At 42.0% G+C, this 19,480-nt stretch carries 18 protein-coding genes; 8 read left to right on the top strand and 10 right to left on the bottom strand.

Annotated elements, in window-relative coordinates:
* Positions 1-106: 106 nt before the first annotated feature.
* The 8 genes from AC11ZT_RS10375 to AC11ZT_RS10340 all read left to right on the top strand — a co-directional run bounded on the left by AC11ZT_RS10375 (position 107) and on the right by AC11ZT_RS10340 (position 3,713).
* Positions 107-394 (top strand): acyl-CoA thioesterase, encoded by a 288-nt coding sequence (locus AC11ZT_RS10375; protein ID WP_484059518.1) that lies wholly within the window; start codon positions 107-109, stop codon positions 392-394.
* The gene (locus tag AC11ZT_RS10370) at positions 391-996 is read left to right on the top strand and encodes an HD domain-containing protein (RefSeq protein WP_484059517.1); all 606 of its coding nucleotides are present in this window, start codon (positions 391-393) and stop codon (positions 994-996) included. Before AC11ZT_RS10375 ends, AC11ZT_RS10370 begins: the two co-directional genes overlap by 4 nt.
* Before the next feature lie 124 nt (positions 997-1,120).
* Positions 1,121-1,990, top strand: coding sequence for a CocE/NonD family hydrolase (locus tag AC11ZT_RS10365; protein ID WP_484059516.1), 870 nt, complete (start codon positions 1,121-1,123; stop codon positions 1,988-1,990).
* Positions 1,991-2,003: 13 nt separating this feature from the next.
* Complete coding sequence (locus tag AC11ZT_RS10360; RefSeq protein ID WP_484059515.1) at positions 2,004-2,213, top strand: spore germination protein GerPB; 210 nt, start codon at positions 2,004-2,006, stop codon at positions 2,211-2,213.
* Positions 2,214-2,236: 23 nt separating this feature from the next.
* Positions 2,237-2,851 (top strand): spore germination protein GerPC, encoded by a 615-nt coding sequence (gerPC, locus tag AC11ZT_RS10355; RefSeq protein WP_484059514.1) that lies wholly within the window; start codon positions 2,237-2,239, stop codon positions 2,849-2,851.
* Between the two features lie 5 nt (positions 2,852-2,856).
* Entirely contained in the window at positions 2,857-3,045 is a 189-nt protein-coding gene (locus tag AC11ZT_RS10350; RefSeq protein WP_484059513.1) for a spore gernimation protein GerPD, read from the top strand.
* Between the two features lie 16 nt (positions 3,046-3,061).
* Positions 3,062-3,427 carry a spore germination protein GerPE gene (locus AC11ZT_RS10345; protein ID WP_484059512.1) on the top strand — a complete coding sequence of 122 codons (366 nt, stop codon included), beginning with the start codon at positions 3,062-3,064 and terminating at the stop codon, positions 3,425-3,427.
* 61 nt (positions 3,428-3,488) lie between these two features.
* The gene (locus AC11ZT_RS10340; protein WP_484059511.1) at positions 3,489-3,713 is read left to right on the top strand and encodes a spore germination protein; all 225 of its coding nucleotides are present in this window, start codon (positions 3,489-3,491) and stop codon (positions 3,711-3,713) included.
* Between the two features lie 49 nt (positions 3,714-3,762).
* Here AC11ZT_RS10340 and addA read toward each other — a convergent pair whose 3' ends face one another.
* The 10 genes from addA to AC11ZT_RS10290 form a co-directional block, all read right to left on the bottom strand.
* The gene (gene addA / locus AC11ZT_RS10335; protein ID WP_484059510.1) at positions 3,763-7,452 is read right to left on the bottom strand and encodes a helicase-exonuclease AddAB subunit AddA; all 3,690 of its coding nucleotides are present in this window, start codon (positions 7,450-7,452) and stop codon (positions 3,763-3,765) included.
* Positions 7,449-10,925 (bottom strand): helicase-exonuclease AddAB subunit AddB, encoded by a 3,477-nt coding sequence (addB, locus tag AC11ZT_RS10330; RefSeq protein ID WP_484059509.1) that lies wholly within the window; start codon positions 10,923-10,925, stop codon positions 7,449-7,451. The genes addA and addB overlap by 4 nt, the downstream gene beginning before the upstream one ends.
* Positions 10,926-10,982: 57 nt before the next feature.
* Positions 10,983-11,525: a signal peptidase I gene (lepB, locus tag AC11ZT_RS10325; protein ID WP_484059508.1), complete on the bottom strand. Its 543-nt coding sequence runs from the start codon at positions 11,523-11,525 to the stop codon at positions 10,983-10,985.
* Between the two features lie 211 nt (positions 11,526-11,736).
* On the bottom strand, positions 11,737-12,324 hold the full coding sequence (locus tag AC11ZT_RS10320; RefSeq protein ID WP_484059507.1) for a competence protein ComK: 588 nt from the start codon (positions 12,322-12,324) through the stop codon (positions 11,737-11,739).
* Positions 12,325-12,497: 173 nt separating this feature from the next.
* Positions 12,498-12,809, bottom strand: a complete 312-nt coding sequence (locus tag AC11ZT_RS10315) for an iron-sulfur cluster biosynthesis family protein (protein ID WP_484059506.1) — start codon at positions 12,807-12,809, stop codon at positions 12,498-12,500.
* A 145-nt stretch (positions 12,810-12,954) separates the two neighbouring features.
* A complete protein-coding gene (gene aceA / locus AC11ZT_RS10310) occupies positions 12,955-14,232 on the bottom strand; it encodes an isocitrate lyase (RefSeq protein ID WP_379970040.1) in 1,278 nt (425 codons plus the stop codon).
* Between the two features lie 52 nt (positions 14,233-14,284).
* The gene (gene aceB / locus AC11ZT_RS10305) at positions 14,285-15,874 is read right to left on the bottom strand and encodes a malate synthase A (RefSeq protein ID WP_484059505.1); all 1,590 of its coding nucleotides are present in this window, start codon (positions 15,872-15,874) and stop codon (positions 14,285-14,287) included.
* A 172-nt stretch (positions 15,875-16,046) separates the two neighbouring features.
* A complete protein-coding gene (locus AC11ZT_RS10300; protein ID WP_484059504.1) occupies positions 16,047-17,306 on the bottom strand; it encodes a M48 family metallopeptidase in 1,260 nt (419 codons plus the stop codon).
* Positions 17,307-17,427: 121 nt separating this feature from the next.
* Complete coding sequence (locus AC11ZT_RS10295; RefSeq protein WP_484059503.1) at positions 17,428-18,942, bottom strand: fatty acid--CoA ligase family protein; 1,515 nt, start codon at positions 18,940-18,942, stop codon at positions 17,428-17,430.
* Between the two features lie 148 nt (positions 18,943-19,090).
* Positions 19,091-19,480: lipoate protein ligase C-terminal domain-containing protein (locus AC11ZT_RS10290; RefSeq protein ID WP_484059502.1), on the bottom strand; the 390-nt coding region annotated here is incomplete at its 5' end.

Below are 19,480 nucleotides of genomic sequence, written 5' to 3'. Positions count from 1 at the left end.
GGCCGAAGCACCGCCTGACGCGAGCGGACGTCGTGCAGTACGATCTCATCTTTGAACCTCACGGGCGCGGAGGCCGACGGATGCTGCGTGCCGTCCACGAGTACCGATGGTGATCCTCGAGGGCCACATCGACACCTTCGGCCACGTCAACAACGCGGCCTACCGGCAGATCCTCGAGGAGGCCCGCTGGGACCTGGTCACGCGCAACGGCTACGGGCTCGAGGAGGTGCACCGCCGCAGGATCGGCCCCGTCGTCCTCGACGTGCGCCTGCGCTTCGCGAAGGAGCTCCGCACCCGCGAGGCGATCGTCATCCGGAGCTGGGTGAGGGCGATGGGGCGGCGGCCCGAGGACCTCGCCCCCGACGACGGGCCGGCCCGGGAGGCTCGGCCGTGACCGGCGCCCTGCCCCTGACCCCGCGGTTCGTCGAGGCGCTCGCCTACGCCACCGAGGTCCACGCGGGCCAGTCGCGGAAGGGGACGACCGTGCCGTACGTGGCCCACGTCCTCGGCGTGTGCGCGCTCGTCCTCGAGGACGGCGGGGGAGAAGACGAGGCGATCGCGGCCCTCCTTCACGACGCGGTCGAGGACGGGGGGGGCCTGCCCGTGCTCGAGGAGATCCGGCGCCGGTTCGGCGACCGGGTCGCCGAGATCGTGTGGGCCTGCAGCGACACGGACGAGACGCCGAAGCCCCCCTGGAAGGAGCGCAAGGCGCGCTACGTCGCCCACGTCCGCGCGGCGGGCCCCGACGCCCGGCGGGTGTCGTGCGCGGACAAGCTCCACAACGCGCGGTCGATCCTGCGCGACTACCGGCTGGAGGGCGAGCGGCTGTGGAGCCGCTTCAACGCCCCGCCCGAGGAGCAGCTCTGGTACTACCGCTCGCTCGTCGAGGCGTTCCGGCAGCCGGGCCGGACCCCGCTCGTCGACGAGCTCGCGCGCGTGGTCGCCCAGCTCGAGGCCGAGAGGAGGCGGGTCCTGGGCCGCCCGGACCCGGCCTGACCGACCGGTTCCGCGAGCAGGTGAATCAGGCGGGGGGCGGAAACCAAGGCCTTGGGGTATCGTTCCGGCCATCGTCCTCGGCTCCTGGCGCGACAGGCTCTCTGGTGCAACAGAGGAAGGTCCCATGAAGCTCATCGACTCCGTTCCGCGGGCGGCGCTCGTGTTCCTCGCCGGCGCGCTGCTGATCGCCACGTCCTCGGGCGCCCAGACCGCTTCGCCGCCCCGGTACCCGGGCCTGCCCAGCGAGACGCCGGCCCAGTTCGTGCCGGTGACCGACAGCTTCGACTACGTGAAGCGCGACGTGATGATCCCGATGCGGGACGGGGTGAAGCTGCACACGGTCGTCGTCGTGCCGAAGGGGGCGAACGGGGCGCCGATCCTCCTCACGCGGACCCCCTACGACGCGAAGCGGCTGACGAGCCACGCCGAGAGCGCGCACCTCGGGCCGATCCTGGAAGGCTACGACAACGCGACCGAGGCCATCGTCGAGGGCGGCTACATCCGCGCCGTCCAGGACGTGCGCGGGAAGTACGGCTCCGAGGGCGACTACGTCATGACCCGGCCCCTGCACGGGCCGCTCAACCCGACGCCCGTCGACCACGCGACCGACACCTACGACACGATCGAGTGGCTGGTGAAGAACGTGCCCGAGTCGAACGGCCGGGTCGGGATCCTCGGCATCTCCTACGACGGCTTTCTGCCCCTGATGGCGCTCGTCAACCCGCACCCGGCGCTCAGGTGCGCCGTCCCCATGAACCCGATGGTCGACGGCTGGATGGGCGACGACTGGTTCCACAACGGCGCCTTCCGCCAGCAGAACATGCCCTACATCTACGACCAGGAGGCGGACCGCAAGGCGGAGGTCAAGTGGTGGACGAGCCACTACGACGACTACGACGTGTTCATGGACGCGGTCTCGGCGGATAATTATCAAAATGAAACAAATGTAAACGATCCTGATTATAATGATCAACCGATTACATTCACGTACTAAGGAGGAGATGACTGTGAACCTGTATGTGCAGCAAAGCATTATTATTCATAATCTTCGGGTAGGCAGCATTACCACCTCCTCTGTATTTCAAATTGGAAGTGCGGGAACGATTAAAGCACTTTCGAAATTTTCCAATACAGGGGGATTTACAGAACCTGCTCGTCCCTTGCAGGCACAGGGCCAAATTATTACGATTGCCTCGTCAGATGATTCTACCAAGTAAATTTCTTTGAGAGGAGGGAGATTATGAATCCTGATTGGGTTGCTTTTACCACACAGCTACAGCAAACCCTAATACAGCAGCAACAACGACTAGAGGAGTTAGAAGCAATCATTCGATCCATGCGAGAGGAAATTGATGGACTAAAACGAAACCCTCCCTCCTCTATTGGCAAAGTGGAATATAAATTTGACCAACTAAAAGTTGAAAATTTAAATGGAACGTTAAATATTGGTCTTTCTCCATTTGCAAAAAAGGAACATGTGATTGAAGACTTTGATGTGGGTACAGAAAAACTAAAAGTTAATCCTGAAACCGAAGTAAATCCCGACTTCTACCAAGATTTAATTCAGGAGATGAATCGTTATTTATCAGAAGAAGCATACGGGCGCATTATACAGTTAGAAACAAATGAACGAACATCAATTGATGATATGTACAGGCAAATGATGATTGATGACATAAAAAAACAAATGGAGCATCGCCTTCCCTATTATCTATCACAGGTGCAGCCGTATCCGGAGATTACTTCTAATCCTGCCTATATGAAAGAAGTCATTACGCAAAATATGAAGCAAGATATTGATAAAGCCTTTTTAGCGTTCATTCAGCACTTACCGCATCATGTCCGAAAGGAGTAATTTGGATGAATTTCACGGTTGTCAATTACGAACTGAAAGTGGGAACCATTAAATCACTTGGAGTTTCTGCGGCATCTCTCTTATTAGTAGGAGATGCAGACGTCATTATCATGTCCTCCATTTTGGACACCCCACCTGAATCATTAGCCAAAGGACCATTCGTACCTCTCGTTTTAGGTGTACCTACATCATAGTAATAGGAGGCTAGGAATGTTTAGTCGATTTTCTGTAGTGGATCAAATAAATATCACTTCCCTCGGTATTGATGGTGTAACGCAGCTGGGTGATACGAATACGATTGCAGCAAAGAATAGAGCAATTGCTATACAAAAAGAGGGAAATCAATTTTCTCTAAATGTAGCCCCCCTTACATCCTTTTCATTGTTTACAGACTATGAAATTACAATACCTACTAGAAGAAAGGAGGTACGGCTTCATACGATTAATGAATGTCCATTTATTCATGTCAATCAGATTGCAGTAACGTTCATCCAAAGTGCCGCTGTTTTTCATGTTGGTAATGTAGATTATGTATTTACAAATTCTCGATTCTTGCAAATACGGCAATTTGAATAAGAGAAAATAACACATCATTCATCCGGTTCATATACTGCTTACAGGAAAATATAAGAAGAAGGTGAAGAAAATGCCATCATTTGTAGGAAATGTAGTTGTGCAAACAAGTACAGGTTCGTTTAATTTAGGTGATTTCTATAATGTATCTCCAAAAGAAAATGCAAAGACATATAACGGTTCAGGTGCATCCAATACAGGCTTTGTCATTAATACATTTAACGGCATTAATGCGACGAATACATTGGATCCAGATGTAAACGATCAGAATACAGCAGGAACTGCTTAATCTGTATAAGTGACAGCCCGTTACAAAAGTAACGGACTATCATCCTTTATCAGTCTACTTGTAATATGTGATGGCCATCAAAAAAGTACAGATATTTTTCCTTCACTTTTGCATGAATCCCTTCTTCAATCGCCTTACTATAAAGAACTAGCTGCTTTTCATATCGTTTTAGAAGTTCCGAGCGTGCCTGCTCAAATCCACCAGGAAATTTACCTGTAATACGGTCAGTTTTAAAATCAATCAATACGATTCCATCCTCTTCTTCAATCATACAGTCAATAACCCCTTGCACCAGTACTTCTTCTTCTTTACCGTTCCAATCTGCGTAGGATTCACTTGCATATATCGTCATTGAAAAGGGAACTTCACGTTCTGTTTTTCCGTTTTGCATACGCTGACCGAGTGAGGAGTGAAAAAATGTTACGATGTCTTGCGGAACAATGGTTATAGCTTGTTCATATGTTAAAAGTTCATTATTTACCATCTTTGCTAATAATTCTTCTACATATTCAGTCGTAACCGTTTCCTGAAGCGAGATGTGCTGCATCACAAGGTGAACGGCTGTCCCGTATTCGGCACCTGTTAGCCCAGTACGCTCCATAAATCTCGGCCTTGTGCCGATTGGAGTCATCACCTGGCTAAGAGCCCGTCCCTCTTCTTCGATTTGATAATTCCGTTTGATTTCTGTTACCGTCTGTTTTGCTCGATGCTCGGTAGCTGCTTGAAATGGATAGGTCCATGTAAGACGAGCCAGTACTTCGTCATGTTTATCCGAGATCATATCAACCGCACGATACTGTTGAATAGAGTCTACTAGTGCACGCTGCACGTCGGCAAGATGCTCCGCAGGAGATAACAACGCTGCCTGAACAGGGCGTATCGCCCATGACGAATCATCATTATATACAAAGGACGATGTGCTAGTTGTAAATTCTGCAACCGAAGTACTCGCTTTATGGCGCAGCAATGCATATCCGATCCAATCCATATAGCAGGACGATCCAGCTCGAATGTAATCCGGAAGCAACCACGCTTCATGTTCGCGCATATCCTGCCACTTACTGAGGGAATCTTCTATATCTTTCACTGTTCCAATTAAAATGAGCTTTTCTTTTGCTCGGGTTAGTGCTACATAAAGTACACGCATTTCTTCAGCAATCAGTTCCAATTTCATTTTTCGTTTAATGGCGAGCTGAGGTAATGTTTTATATTGAATCCGTTTCTTCGGATCAATGAACGGTGAACCAAATCCTAAATCTTTATGAAGCAAATAACGGCGATTTAAATCTTGTACATTAAACTGACGATTTAACCCTGCAACGAATACAATTGGAAACTCTAATCCTTTACTTTTATGAATCGTCATAATCCGAACAACATCTTCTTGTTCTCCGATAGAACGCGCCGTCCCCATATCATCACCACGCTCTACGATTCGTTCAATAAAGCGAAGAAATCGAAACAAACCACGAAAAGAAGTAGCCTCATATTGACGTGCCCGATCATACAGAACACGTAAATTTGCCTGGCGCTGCTTACCAGATGGCAATCCCACAACAAAATCGTAATAGCCCGTTTCACGATATACCTTCCAAATTAAATCGGAAAGGGGTTGCTTACGCGCAAAGCTTCGCCATTCTTGAAGAAGCTCATAAAAAGAAGAGATTTTTTCATACATACTCTCTCCTTCATCTCCTTCGTGCAAATAAGCAAGAAGAACTTGATAGAAGGAGCCTCTCTTTTTAAATATACGCAAATTCGCCAATTCTTCATCCGTTACCCCTACAATCGGTGAGCGAAGAACAGAAGCAAGTGGAATATCCTGAGCGGGATTGTCAATCACACGAAGTACATTAAGCATAATATGAATCTCGGTCGCCTCAAAATAACCCGTGGAAAGCTCTGCATACACAGGAATGCCTAGTTGCTTACACTCTTCCACCATCACTGGGGCCCACGGCATCGAGCGAAGTAAAATAACAAAGTCACGATAGGAAACCGGACGCATTGTATTTGTCTTACGGTCGAACACCTCATAGCCAGATGCAACCATTTCTTTTATGCGCCGTGCAAGGAATCTAGCTTCAAGCTGTGACGCTTCCCATTCCGTTTGCTCATCCTCTTCTTCGTCCGAATCCTCCTTGTGCTGATCGATAATAATCCATTCAACTGCTGCGTTCTGAGATTCTGGATAACTTGCTCCTAACTTTAGCTCAGCATCCGCATTGTACTCAATTTCGCCTACAGTTTCCCCCATAATTTGCCGAAAAATAAAATTCGTCCCTGCTAATACTTCTTGCCGACTTCGAAAGTTTTTCGCTAAATCAATACGCATACCGCCGTCCTTACCATCTGGCGTAAACGCTTTGTATTTTCCTAAAAAGAGACCCGGCTCTGCAAGGCGAAAGCGGTAAATAGACTGCTTTACATCCCCTACCATAAATAGATTTCCATTACGTTCTGATTCCTTCGTTACAAGCTGCAGAATACGTTCTTGCACCATATTTGTATCTTGATATTCATCCACAAGCACCTCTAGAAATTTATCTCGGTACTGAATAGCAGCTGATGACGGCTTCATTCCATCGGATGAATCAGAAAGTATTTCCAAGCAATAATGCTCAAGATCCGTAAAATCAACAATGCCTTTGTCACTCTTACTTGCTTGAAATCTCACGCTAAATTCTTTCACAAGTTCAACAAGCTTAGCTAACACTGGCTTCATTTTCAATAAATCCTGGATAAAATAAACAGGGCTTCTACTAAAGCATTCTTCTTTTAGGTTTTTCACCATCTCCTTTGCTTTATTTCGAAGCTTCTCAGTTCGGTTAAGCAATTCCTCATCATATTCGCTTTTTTTAATTCTCGGCAAGGTAGCCCATTTTACCTGCTGTATCAACTCATATGTTTCGGTCCAAGAATGGCTAGCTGCATCTATTAATGCTTGAATTACCAATTGGTCTCCTTCAAACACAGAAGCCCTAGGCACTGGTCCATCTGGCAACGTAGTAAGTAGAAGTGCTTTCTTGATACAATCATAAGCGCCTTGTAGCGTAATTCTCGTGTCATTAAGAAGAGTTTTTGTATACGGTAACTCTTCAATCGTTTTCCCTTCTACGTCATACATCGAAACAAGCTGGTCTAGCCATGCATTCGGACTTGGATGAGCACGGGATTCCAGTAATAGACGGAGGATCATCTTTTGAATGTCATCATCACTGCGATCATTCGTATACATATCCACCAACTCAAAAAACAGATCATTATGCTCCGTTCCGTACTGTTCTTCTAATAAATCGCCAAGTACTTCTTCTTTTAACAATTCAATTTCTGTTTCATTTGCAATACGAAAGCCGGGATCCAGCGAAATCATAAAATAATAAGAACGAATTACCTGCAAACAAAAGGAGTGTAGCGTTGAAATCGAAGCACGATTTAACAAGGTAAGCTGCTTTCTAAGATGATACGAATCCTCATGAGAAGACAATTCCTTTTCCAACGCTTCCCCAATACGCTTTTTCATTTCCTGCGCAGAAGCATTCGTGAACGTTACAACGAGGAGACGATCTACGTCCTGTTTCCCTGTGACAATTTTTTTAATAATCCGTTCCACGAGAACAGCTGTTTTTCCAGATCCTGCTGCTGCAGCAACAAGAATATCACGATCAGACTCGGTAATAGCCTTCCATTGTTCGTCTGTCCATTGACTGTCTTGCGGTTTACTTAGTTTGATCATCATGATTCCTCCTCTCCCATTTTTTCTAATGCTTCTTTGCTCTTGAGATGAGAAAGTAAACGATAGTCCGTTATACTTTCATCAAATTGACAAATAGAACGAAATTTACAAAAAGTACACGCTGTTTTCTTATTCATTTTGTACGGTGCTATATCAATCTTTCCATTTGATATATTATTTCCAATTGCTTCAAATGTACGGTGGACATGCTTCTTTAGTACATCGAATTCCTGCTCGCTGGCAACAGATGAATTACTATAAAAGCTACCATCCTTTTTTAAGCCCGCAGAAACGATTTGGGACATACCCGTTTCTAGTGTTTTATCCATAACATGCATAACCCTTGTATCTGCTAGCATTAACCCTTTCATCTTAAACTGTTTGACAATTTCACTTTCAATGGATTCATCTGATAAATTTGCCTTTACATCAATAATTGGATTATGAATATGAAAATAAAGAACACCAGCTGGCACGACCTGATTTCCATTTCTTACCCATTGATTCGCATTTTCTATAACTACATCCAAATACGTAAGCATCTGCAGGGATAATCCATAATACACTTCCGTCATATCTAATACTTTATTACTTGATTTATAATCAATAATCCGCAAGAATGTCCCGTTTTCTCCTTCCGCACGGTCCACGCGGTCAATCCTACCAACAATATTCATATTTACTCCATTTTTCAACTGCAATTTAACAGGCGGCAAAGCAGCTTGTCCCATCCCAAACGGTACTTCTAAGCCTACGGGAACAAATCCGCTCGCTCTTTCATGCTCACTTAATACAACAGAAGCACGGTACACAATGTGCTGTAATTTTCGTTTTAAATATTGATGACGATTCGAGCTAAGTAAAATTTCCTTTTGCAATAGAGGAGCTAATGTTTCAATGGATTCATCTGCTAAATGTTCACATTCCTTCTTCGTTAAATCTCCCCAGCTACGCTTATGTGATAAAAGCTGCTCGGCAATATTTTTCAAGGCAGCATGAAACAATTCTCCAATATCAGGTGCTTCTATTTTATATATATCCCGCTCACGAAGCCCTAATCCATATTGAATGAAGTGCGCATAAGAGCAACGCTGAAATAGCTCCATACGTGACACACTACCCGTCATTTCATCCCCGTACAATTCCTTGCTTACAGTTTGACCTAGCTTACGGGCTTCATTTCGGTAAAATAGACTAGACAGAACACGTTTACTTCGTGCTCTCCACACATCGTTTGTCACATAAAAATTGTATACATCCCACCAAAACGATAAATCACTTTCATACTGGTATCTTTTCCACGTTTGCAGTTGTTGTGTTACATACGTTAAAGTAGCAGCGGGTGTTTCCACGAAGGAAAGTTGTTGTTCCATAGGCACATCATTTACATCATTCGTTGCAAATACTTCTTGTACGAGTGGAAACATACCTCGTATTTTCTTAAATAAGCTCGATGCAAGCAATGTTTTTCCTTCTTCATCTGCAAAGGGACAGGAAATAAAAAGCATTCGGGAAGGCTTTGTCAAGGTTTCATAAATTAAGAACTGCTCTTCTAACAAGGATTGTCTACTCGTAGATGCCATTTCCATCCCATTTAGAAGCAACATTTCTCGTTCCTCATCTGAAAGAACTCCTTCATCTGATGGAACCGCTGGCACAACCCCTTCGTTTACCCCAATGAAAAAAAGAGCAGAGATATTCGTTACACGAGACGTATCCATATTTGCGATAAGTACTTGATCCAGCGATGGCGGGATATTCGCAAATTGTAAAGATTCTAGTCCTGTCGACAAAACATGAGTAAACAAATCAAGAGTTAGCTTCTCATTCCCTAGCATTTCTACAAAAGTATCCAACAGATGGATAACCTCATCCCAAACCTGTTCATGATCTTTAGCAAATAATAGCTGTCCCTTTTCTTCTTCTTTTTTCCGGAGTTCTTCTAGTTTTTTCGGAACTTGTAATTCTTCTAAGAAAAGATAGAGTGCCTCGCACATAGCTAGTACAGATTTTGAACGCTTCAACCTGTTCTTCAAAGCAATAATCGGCTTTGCAATCCAGTCTCGAACTCTATTAATCTTCTCTTCCATTTCTTTATCACGATCTGTTTGCCCGGCATTTGTGCCATCTAATGATCGATATCTACGGTATGTCCATCGTTCAGTTGACGTCCAGCGACTCCCTTGCACACCATATGCAAGACAGTAATTTTCAAATTCATCAATTTCTTGCCGTATCGTCTCTATATCACAATGAAGAGGGTATAAAAGTTCTGTTTTTACACAGCGAAAAATAGCATCATAGCGCCAATTTCCATTTATCACATCGAAAACAGAACGTATCAATTCGATTAGCGGGTGATGAAGCATCGACCTTTTTTTATCGATAAAATAGGGAATATTATAATCTTGAAACATCGTTTGAATGATATCGTAATAACTTTCCCCATTTCGAACTATTACCGCTACATCTCGGTACCGATATCCCTCTCGAACGAGCTGACGTATTTCCCGTGCAATGGTCTCTACTTCAGCACGACGATTTGTAGCTGCAACTAATGTAACATCCGGTTTTTCCCCAAAATAAGGATAGGGACGTACATCATAATTTTTCTCTATATGAGCGAGCGAACGGCTTGCTTGAAAACGTTCCTGCCCTGTTAATTTCACCGGCGCCTCTACGCGTACTCCAACTTCTTTAGCAGCACGCAATAAACGATTATAAGTATGCCATGTTCGATAAAATAGATTTAACTCATCCTTCTGTTCCTTCTCTTCATCAAGAGTTAATGCAACCGTAACGTGGCAACCACTGCGCATCAACTGCTTTAACACATCGAGCTCTTGCGGCAAAAAGGTATGAAATCCATCTACATACACCATCGCATCCTTGACATAGTTCGATTGCGGAACTTTTTCAATTAATAGCTGGATATAATCTTCTGCATCTAAATATTTACCTACTAATGCGCGTTCGAAATCCTCATATAAAAGCTGTAAATCATGAAGTTTATTTGCAAGTAACGGTTGTTCTCCCGTATCTAGCTCCTGTGACAGTAAATATATATCAGAAGGAGTAATATTATGACGCTTCCATTCTGCAATCATCGCACTCAGCTGATCAAAAAATCCATTTTGATCAGCTGCCTTATGAAAAATAGTAAGTTCTTCCTTTCGCCCTTCCACAATTTTACGAAGAAGCATATTGACACCGGCACCATCAATATGAAGACGACTTGACCCTCCTACTTCCTGAAGCACCCGCCAAGCAAGACGCGAAAAACTATATACTTGCGCTCGTATGGAACTTCGTACCGTGCGATGCAACGCTTGTTGTGCTTGAAATGTCATTTGTTCCGGAACTAAATACAGAATCGAAGCTCCCTGCGGACTAGTTTGCAGTTCTTTCTGTATTTCATGTAATATTGTTTTACTTTTTCCACTACCAGCTCGTCCAATTATAAAGCGAAGTGACATACAAATTTTCACCCTTCCTTAAAGAAAAAAAGGTAACTCGATAGGATCGAATTACCATCAAAATGTAACTTGTAACTTATCAATCGGCCAGTATCGTAAGTCTACTTTCCCAACAATTTGATGTATATCTACGAATCCGAACTTTCTACTATCCCAACTCTCTAATCGATTGTCTCCGAGGACAAACAGACTATAATTAGGAACTACAACTTGTCCTGTTACTTCCTTAAGTGTAAAATCTTCCGTCAGTAACCCTTTCGAAAGCTGCTGTTTATAAGGTTGTAAAAATGGCTCTTGTATGAATACACCGTTAACATAAAGTTTATCCTGTTTATATTCGAGACGATCTCCCGGCAAGCCGATAATACGCTTTACATAATCTTCCTCGCTGCTTGCATGAAAGACAATAACATCAAAACGATGCAGTTCGCCCAATTGGTGAAACGCCTTATTGATAACGATTAAGTTTCCATCTTGAAGTGTTGGCATCATTGATTTTCCTTGAACGACATAAGTTGAGAGGAAAAAGGTTCTAATAGATATTGCTAAAAGAATAGCTACTCCAAATGTTTTCCCCCAAAACAAAAGTTCTTTCTTCATAACGATTCCTCCTCGTTACCATTGCCAATACCAAAACTAGTAAACCCTCATTCTTTTTTCTATTGTATCATTATTTGAGATATTTTCTAAGCAGAATACGAAGATACCTGCTGCGTGAAAATCAATTCATTATATAGGAAAAAGTACCAAGAAAAATGCATATCATGCGTTTTTCTTGGTACTTTATTATCCATTCACCGTAAGATAAACCTTATTCGTCATGCTCGGCAACATATAAATTTTCATCCTCCGATGCGTGTTCAAATAGTTCATCTTTGTCAGCAAATTGAAAGGTCTTTAAATTTTGCCTATCTTTTCGATCTTCAAAAGCTGAACGTAGCTGTGCAGTTCGATGCAGTTGATTTTCAAATGAGCCTTTTGAGATTTCCATCTCAATCATTTTACTATTACTAAATGTAATAAGTAGGGTATTGTGTGGAAGAGATTTACTAGATGTGACATGATAGTGGGATATCCATGCACACTCTTTTCGTGTGTATGACGATGTTGGAAAAAAATAAATATTGTCTGTAGGACTAATGCAAATCGGGGCTTTGTGAGTTACGCCAATAAGTTCCTTTGTTCCTTCTTTTCGACCAGCAAAACTGCTACCAAAATAGCGACAGCTTTTTTCAATGATTTCAAATGGACTCTGTAAGACGAAAAATTCATCCTCTTCCTCAATGACGCTCGAAATAATACGCTCATCCCGAATGACTACTGGACGAATAGCAATTGTGTTTCGGTTCAAAACATATTCTTTTAAAAACTTTATAAGCTTTACGTTCAACCCCTTCACTCCTTTTCAAATTTGTAGAAATATAGGACTTATTGTTACAGTTGGATTATACTATTTTCCATTCTATTAAAATGTATATTTTCAATATTTTTACATTTTTATAACAAAAGAGGGTGTGATTCTCCTTTGTTATAAATAGCTTTTCATACATTAAAAATCAGCGAAATCGTCCCTTATACAAAGCGTAAACTTATTCGATTATTAAAAATCTGATTTCTATTTTTGAAAATAAAGCTCGGTTCCTTATAATCAATAACTAATTCATGGTCATATGTATCTTCAAAATCCTCGTCAATTATGAGAAATATTCCATCTACTTGTACCAACTGTTCATACGCATGTACTTCACGATTATCAATTACCTTTATTTCGTAAATTGTATTTACAATATCACAGCTTCCTCGGTCGAATGCCAATTGAATAATTTTGGTAGCTGGAATGGTTTCCAGCACGGCTTTTGCTTGTTCTGTAATGGATATATTCATAGTGTTCTTCTCTCCTTTGCTGCATATACGATGTCTTGCTTAATTGTATTCAAATCTCACTGTGACGACCAATATTTTGCTTTTGGGGCGCGTGCGCCAAAAAAAAAGAAGGATAGGGGTTAGCCCCTATCCTTCTTTCATTCTCTTATTTTGTAAATTGTGCTTCTTCTGTAGACCCTTTCAATGCCGTTGTAGAAGAAGTTCCACCTGTAACAACTTGAGCAACTTGATCAAAGTAACCTGTCCCTACTTCGCGTTGATGACGAGTTGCAGAGTAGCCAAATTCTTCTGCAGCAAATTCTCTTTGTTGCAATTCAGAATAAGCAGCCATACCGCGCTCTTTATAGCCACGTGCAAGATCAAACATGCCATAGTTTAATGCATGGAAGCCAGCAAGTGTTACGAATTGGAATTTATATCCAAAAGATGCGATTTGTTTTTGGAACGTTGCAATCGTTTCATCATCAAGCTTTTTCTTCCAGTTAAAGGAAGGTGAGCAGTTATACGCAAGCAATTTGTTCGGGAATTTCTCATGAATCGCGTCAGCAAAGCGCTTTGCATCTTCCAAATTTGGTTCAGACGTTTCGCACCAAATTAAATCTGCATACGGCGCATAAGCAAGGCCGCGAGCAATTGCTTGGTCCAGACCAGCGCGAGTACGGAAGAAGCCTTCAGCTGTACGTTCGCCAGTAATAAATTCATGGTCAAGTGGATCAATATCACTTGTGATCAAATCAGCTGCGTCTGCATCTGTTCTTGCAACAATTACAGTAGGTACGCCTGAAACGTCAGCTGCAAGGCGTGCTGCAATTAGATTGCGAACCGCAGTTTGCGTTGGAAGTAAAACTTTTCCGCCCAAGTGACCGCATTTTTTCTCAGATGAAAGCTGATCTTCAAAGTGAACTCCAGCTGCTCCAGCTTCAATCATACCTTTCATCAATTCGAATACATTTAATTGTCCACCAAATCCAGCTTCTGCATCAGCTACGATTGGTACGAAATAATCAACGTCGCCGCTACCTTCCATATGCTGAATTTGATCAGCACGTTGAAGCGTTTGATTAATTCGTTTTACAACAGCCGGTACGCTGTTTGCAGGATATAAGCTTTGATCTGGATACATTTGACCAGAAAGGTTTGCATCAGCAGCTACTTGCCAGCCGCTTAAGTAGATTGCTTGAAGCCCAGCTTTTACCTGTTGCATCGCTTGGTTCCCCGTTAGTGCTCCTAATGCATGAATGTAATCTTCTGTATGAAGAAGATTCCATAATTTTTCTGCACCTCGGCGAGCAAGTGTATGTTCAATTTCAACTGAACCACGAAGGCGAAGTACATCCTCTGCAGAATATGGACGAACCACACCACTCCAACGATTATCTAATTCCCACTGTTCTTGTAATTGTTTTGCTTTTTCATTTGTCATTTTATTTCATCCCCTTTTCAAATTTTATAAACCGTAAATCGTTATATACCCCTTATAGCAATTCATATCCTGGTATCGTTAAAAATTCAGCAAACTCATCGTTTTCGATTAATGAAGTAAATAGTTTAGCAGCTTCTTCAAATCTACCATTCTCAAATGCTGCATTTCCTACTTCAGCTTGAATTGCTTCCATTTCTTCCCCTTGAATGGTTGCAACCAACTCTTTAGTAATCTTTCTTCCATCCGTAAACTTTCCTTCCGGATGACGAATCCATTGCCAAACCTGCGCACGTGAAATTTCTGCAGTTGCTGCATCTTCCATAAGATTATGGATGGGAGCGGCCCCTCTTCCGCTTAACCATGATGCAATGTATTGAATCCCTACATTAATATTGGTGCGTAAGCCTTGCTCCGTAATCGTTCCCTTTGGTACTTCAACTAATTGTTCTTCGGTAACGTTTACATCTTCGCGTTTTCTATCAATCTGATTTGGCGTAAGCATAATGCGGTCAAATACTTCCTTTGCTACCGGAACGAGCGCTGGATGAGCAACCCATGTTCCATCATGACCATCATTTGCTTCGCGCTCTTTATCCGCACGAACCTTAGCAAATGCTTCTTCATTTGCCTCTGGATCATTTTTAACCGGTATTTGTGCTGCCATTCCCCCAATGGCAGGAGCATTCCGGCGATGACAAGTTTGAATAACGCGTAAACAATAGGCACGCATAAATGGTGACGTCATGGTTACCTGCGAACGATCTGGAATAAGAACGTCCGGACGATTTACAAATGTTTTGATATAGCTGAAAATATAATCCCAACGACCGCAATTTAAACCAGCAGAATGATCACGTAGTTCATACAGAATTTCATCTACTTCAAAGGCAGCATGGATGGTTTCTAGCAAAACCGTTGCTTTAATACTTCCATACGGAATTCCAATATACTCCTCAGCAAATGTAAATGCATCATTCCATAATCTTGCTTCTAAATAGCCTTGTAATTTCGGTAAGTAAAAGTATGGGCCACTTCCTTTTGCAAGCAATGTTTTTGCGTTATGGAAGAGGAACAGGGCAAAGTCAAACAATCCACCTGATACTTCTTCCCCATTAATATGAACATGCTTTTCATTTAGATGCCAGCCTCTCGGTCTAACTAAAAGCACCGCTACTTTTTCATTTAACTTATATTCTTTCCCATTTGGATTGGTAAAGGATATTGTGCCATTAACTGCATCACGCAAATTGATTTGGCCTTCAATATTGTTTTCCCACTTCGGAGAGTTTGCATCTTCGAAATCTGCCATAAATACACTTGCACCGGAGTTCAACGCATTAATTACCATCTTCCGATCAACAGGGCCTGTAATTTCTACACGTCTGTCTTGTAAATCGGCAGGAATAGGAGCAATACTCCATTCACTGTTGCGTATCCTTTCAGTTTCTGGCAAAAACCGAAGCGCTTCCCCGTTATTGATTCGTTCTTGCTTTTCTTTACGCGCTAGAAGCAGATCCTTTCGGCGCGGATTAAAACGTTCATGTAAGGCTCTAACAAAAGCAAGTGCTTCAGGTGTTAGGATTTCTGAATATTCATCTGTTATAGATCCAGAAATCGAAACGCCAGACGTTTCTACTACCATAGTATTCTCTCCTCCACTTCCAACTGTTTTATAACACGTTTGTTATTACATTTTTTATTATATAACAACTTTCACAGAAAGAAAGACTTTTTTCTGAATTTTTTAACAAAAGAAATCTACATTTTTTTACACCATTTGACAAAAAATAAAAACAGTGCATTTCGCACTGTTTTTATTTTTTCTCTTCGTACTTCTCCAAATATTGAATTCGCTCTAATATCGTTGGATGCGTATACAGAAAGAACTTCACTAACGGCGGTGGATTGACTTGGCTTAAGCTCGTTTTCGATAAATCTTGAAATGTATCAACAGCTGCAACAGAGTCATGCGTCATCTCCATCGCATAGCTGTCAGCTGCTCTCTCCTCTATTCGTGAAACATAATTCGTCGCCGGACTAACTGCAAATGAAAGCACAGACGAGATGAGAAGGAAAAGCGGAAGCATGGACAAACTACTTAATGACGGGATATGTAGGATGTGTTTCCATTTTCGTATACTAAAGGAAAGAATATGTTTCAATACAAACAAACCTATAAATGACAGAATAATAGATCCTGCGACCCCTAAATAGATGTGCTTTTTTACGTAATGTGCCATTTCATGCGCCATAATAAACAGGATTTCATTATCGTTTAATTTCTTTAACGTCGTATCCCATAAAACAATCCGTGAATTACCGCCAATACCTGTCACATACGCATTCAGAGAGTTTGTTTTCTCAGACATATTCACTTCGTATACATGACTGGCAGGAATGTCTGCTTTCGCAGCCATCGTTAAAATTTTCTGTTCTAACTCTTTATTCTGCAGAGGCATAAATGTATTGTAAAGCGGATCAATAAAGACGGGCTGAATAAATGTTAGAAAAATCGTAAAGGGAATCGAGAGAGCCCACGCATATAACCACCAACGTTTTTCGCTTTTTTTGATAAGCCAAAAAATGACGTTGATTACAACAAACATAAGAGCAAAGTTAATCCAAAAATCGATAACTTGATCCTTTATCCAGCTAGTCATTGACTGCGTTGCGATATGATACGATTTTGATACCTCATATCCGACTATTTTCAATGGAAGAGCTAGCAATGTAGTCAAAAGAGAAAGCTGAAAATAATAAAGGAACATTTGCAAAACTGTGATCTTCGTTGCTTGTTTTGCCCATGTTTCAAATCGTTTTGAAACACCAAGGATGAGAATAAACAATAAAAACATCCATTCTAAAGGAGTAGATAAGAAATATAATACATATTTGATACGCGAATACTCCTGACTAAGAAGAAGCTCCCTTGCATTCATAAATGTTGCTGGATCTGCACTCGTTCCCTTTAATGCGGAAGGTATCATACCATTCGTTGCATAGAATAAATACCAATAGATAAACAGAGCAAATAATATATACGCAAATAATGACCAACGAACTATTTTTTTCATGTCTTACCTCCTTGATGTCCAGCCGATACTGTACTACTATTGTAAGTCCCTGTCCATTATATTAGAACAGAAAAAAGCTATCAGAAGAATCCTTCCTCTGATAGCTTTACCTTCCCATCCTTTATTTATTATGTGACAATGATTCTCGAAGAGCACGACGTAATATCTTTCCAGTCGTGTTTTTAGGGAGCTCATCTAAAAAGACAATAGCAGATGGTACCTTATATTTAGCAAGATGAGCGCTGCAGTATTGAATCAGTTCTTCTTTACTGACTGAATCCTCATTCATTACAACGTATGCTTTTACTGCTTCTCCTAAGCTTTCATCTGGTACACCAACCACAATAGCTTCGGCTACCGATTTATGCTTATACAGTACTTCTTCAATTTCCCGTGGATATACATTATACCCTCCTACTAGAATTAAATCCTTTTTACGATCTACGATATAAAAGTATCCTTCTTCATCCATTCTCGCAAGATCTCCCGTATACAACCAACCATCGCGTATAGTTGCCGCTGTTTCTTCCGGCATTTTATAATAACCTTTCATAACATTAGGGCCTCGAACAATGAGTTCTCCTACCTCCCCAATTCCTACTTCCTCTCCTAATTCATTGACGATCTTATTTTCCACATTCCAAATACTTCTACCAATAGATCCCGCTTTACGAGGTCGATCAAGCGGATTAAAGCAAGTCACCGGAGACGCTTCTGATAGACCGTACCCTTCTGAAATACGAACGTGAAAAGCCTTCTCGAAATTTTCCAAAAGTGCAACTGGCAAAGATGCTCCTCCTGATATGCAAAGACGCATATTATGAAAATCAGCAGTGTGACCATTACGAGTTTGATATAAAAAGTTATACATTGTCGGTACACCTGCAAATACAGTAGCATCATATTTACTTGCCACGCGAAATACTTCTTTCGGACTGAACTTCGGCATAATAAGAATAGTACCGCCACTGACAATTGAGGCATTCACCACAACCGTTAAGCAAAAAACGTGAAACATTGGAAGAGTAGCAATCAATTTATCCTGCTCGGTAAATTGCAAATACGAACCGATATCACGAGCATTACTATACAGATTATTGTGAGTCAGCATAGCACCTTTTGGCTTACCAGTTGTACCAGATGTATACAAAATAACAGCTGAATCATCAGCTTGAATAGCTGGCTTATCCATTAGAAAATTTCCAGTTTCCATTACACTTGTAAACGTTTTCATTTTTTCGTTAAATGGGGCACATACAATAATATGTTCCAGTTCAGGCAATTGATGCTCTAATTCTTGGAGAACCGGCAACAGTTGATCTATAGAAATAATTACTTTTACATCTCCATTTTGTAATATATACTGAAGCTCGTCTATCGTATAGGTAGGATTAATTGGAACAACGGTAGCACCTGCATGTAATGCACCATAGAATCCAATAATAAAATATGGGGAATTCCCAACAAGCAAAGCAATATGATCGCCTTTACGTATGCCAAGATGGTACAATCCACTCGCAAATTTTTTCACTGCATCGTGTAAATCAAGATAAGATGTTTCCTTATCGTCAAATATAAACGCCGTTTTGCTTCCTTTTTCTCTTGCTGTTTTTTCTAGAGAATAAACAAGATTCACGAAAAAACCCCTCCATTTCATAAAATTTTACATTAATTACATTTTTATTATAATCCATATGAAAATAAACAAGCAAGCTATATTCATAGAAGAAAAAAAGAGACCGCTATGCAAATAGTTTACATAACGGTCTCTTTTTACTATTCATTTAAAAGAAAAGTGTTAGAAACTCTTCTGTTGTAAGACTACCAAAATACTCTTTTACATGAATATTGTGTAGTGCCTGTGAAAAGCTTTCCTTATCAAATTTACTACCGACAAGGGCGGCTTCAATATCTTGTACATCCTCAACACCAAAGAAATCACCATAGATTTTACACATTTCTACGATTCCCTTATTCACTTCTAAGCGTACATCAATTTGCCCGACCTTAAAACGATGAGAATGCTTTAAATTAAACTTTGGTGATTTCCCATAGTTCCAATCCCAGTTTCGATAGCGTTCTTCCGATAGCTTATGTATAGCAGACCAATCTTCTTCTGTAAGCTCATAGGTTGGCACTTCTTTACCATCAAAAATCGATTGCAGTAACAATTG

This window comes from Ectobacillus sp. (assembly GCF_056992975.1).
This window is presented reverse-complemented; position numbering and strand designations above follow the sequence as displayed.

What these genes read in the sequence shown, in the direction of transcription:
- AC11ZT_RS10375 (WP_484059518.1), top strand. Translation starts at nt 107, where the DNA reads ATGGTGATCCTCGAGGGCCACATCGACACCTTCGGCCACGTCAACAAC.
- AC11ZT_RS10365 (WP_484059516.1), top strand. Translation starts at nt 1,121, where the DNA reads ATGAAGCTCATCGACTCCGTTCCGCGGGCGGCGCTCGTGTTCCTCGCC.
- gerPC (WP_484059514.1), top strand. Translation starts at nt 2,237, where the DNA reads ATGAATCCTGATTGGGTTGCTTTTACCACACAGCTACAGCAAACCCTA.
- AC11ZT_RS10350 (WP_484059513.1), top strand. Translation starts at nt 2,857, where the DNA reads ATGAATTTCACGGTTGTCAATTACGAACTGAAAGTGGGAACCATTAAA.
- AC11ZT_RS10345 (WP_484059512.1), top strand. Translation starts at nt 3,062, where the DNA reads ATGTTTAGTCGATTTTCTGTAGTGGATCAAATAAATATCACTTCCCTC.
- addA (WP_484059510.1), bottom strand. Translation starts at nt 7,452, where the DNA reads ATGATGATCAAACTAAGTAAACCGCAAGACAGTCAATGGACAGACGAA.
- addB (WP_484059509.1), bottom strand. Translation starts at nt 10,925, where the DNA reads ATGTCACTTCGCTTTATAATTGGACGAGCTGGTAGTGGAAAAAGTAAA.
- lepB (WP_484059508.1), bottom strand. Translation starts at nt 11,525, where the DNA reads ATGAAGAAAGAACTTTTGTTTTGGGGGAAAACATTTGGAGTAGCTATT.
- AC11ZT_RS10315 (WP_484059506.1), bottom strand. Translation starts at nt 12,809, where the DNA reads ATGAATATATCCATTACAGAACAAGCAAAAGCCGTGCTGGAAACCATT.
- aceA (WP_379970040.1), bottom strand. Translation starts at nt 14,232, where the DNA reads ATGACAAATGAAAAAGCAAAACAATTACAAGAACAGTGGGAATTAGAT.
- aceB (WP_484059505.1), bottom strand. Translation starts at nt 15,874, where the DNA reads ATGGTAGTAGAAACGTCTGGCGTTTCGATTTCTGGATCTATAACAGAT.
- AC11ZT_RS10300 (WP_484059504.1), bottom strand. Translation starts at nt 17,306, where the DNA reads ATGAAAAAAATAGTTCGTTGGTCATTATTTGCGTATATATTATTTGCT.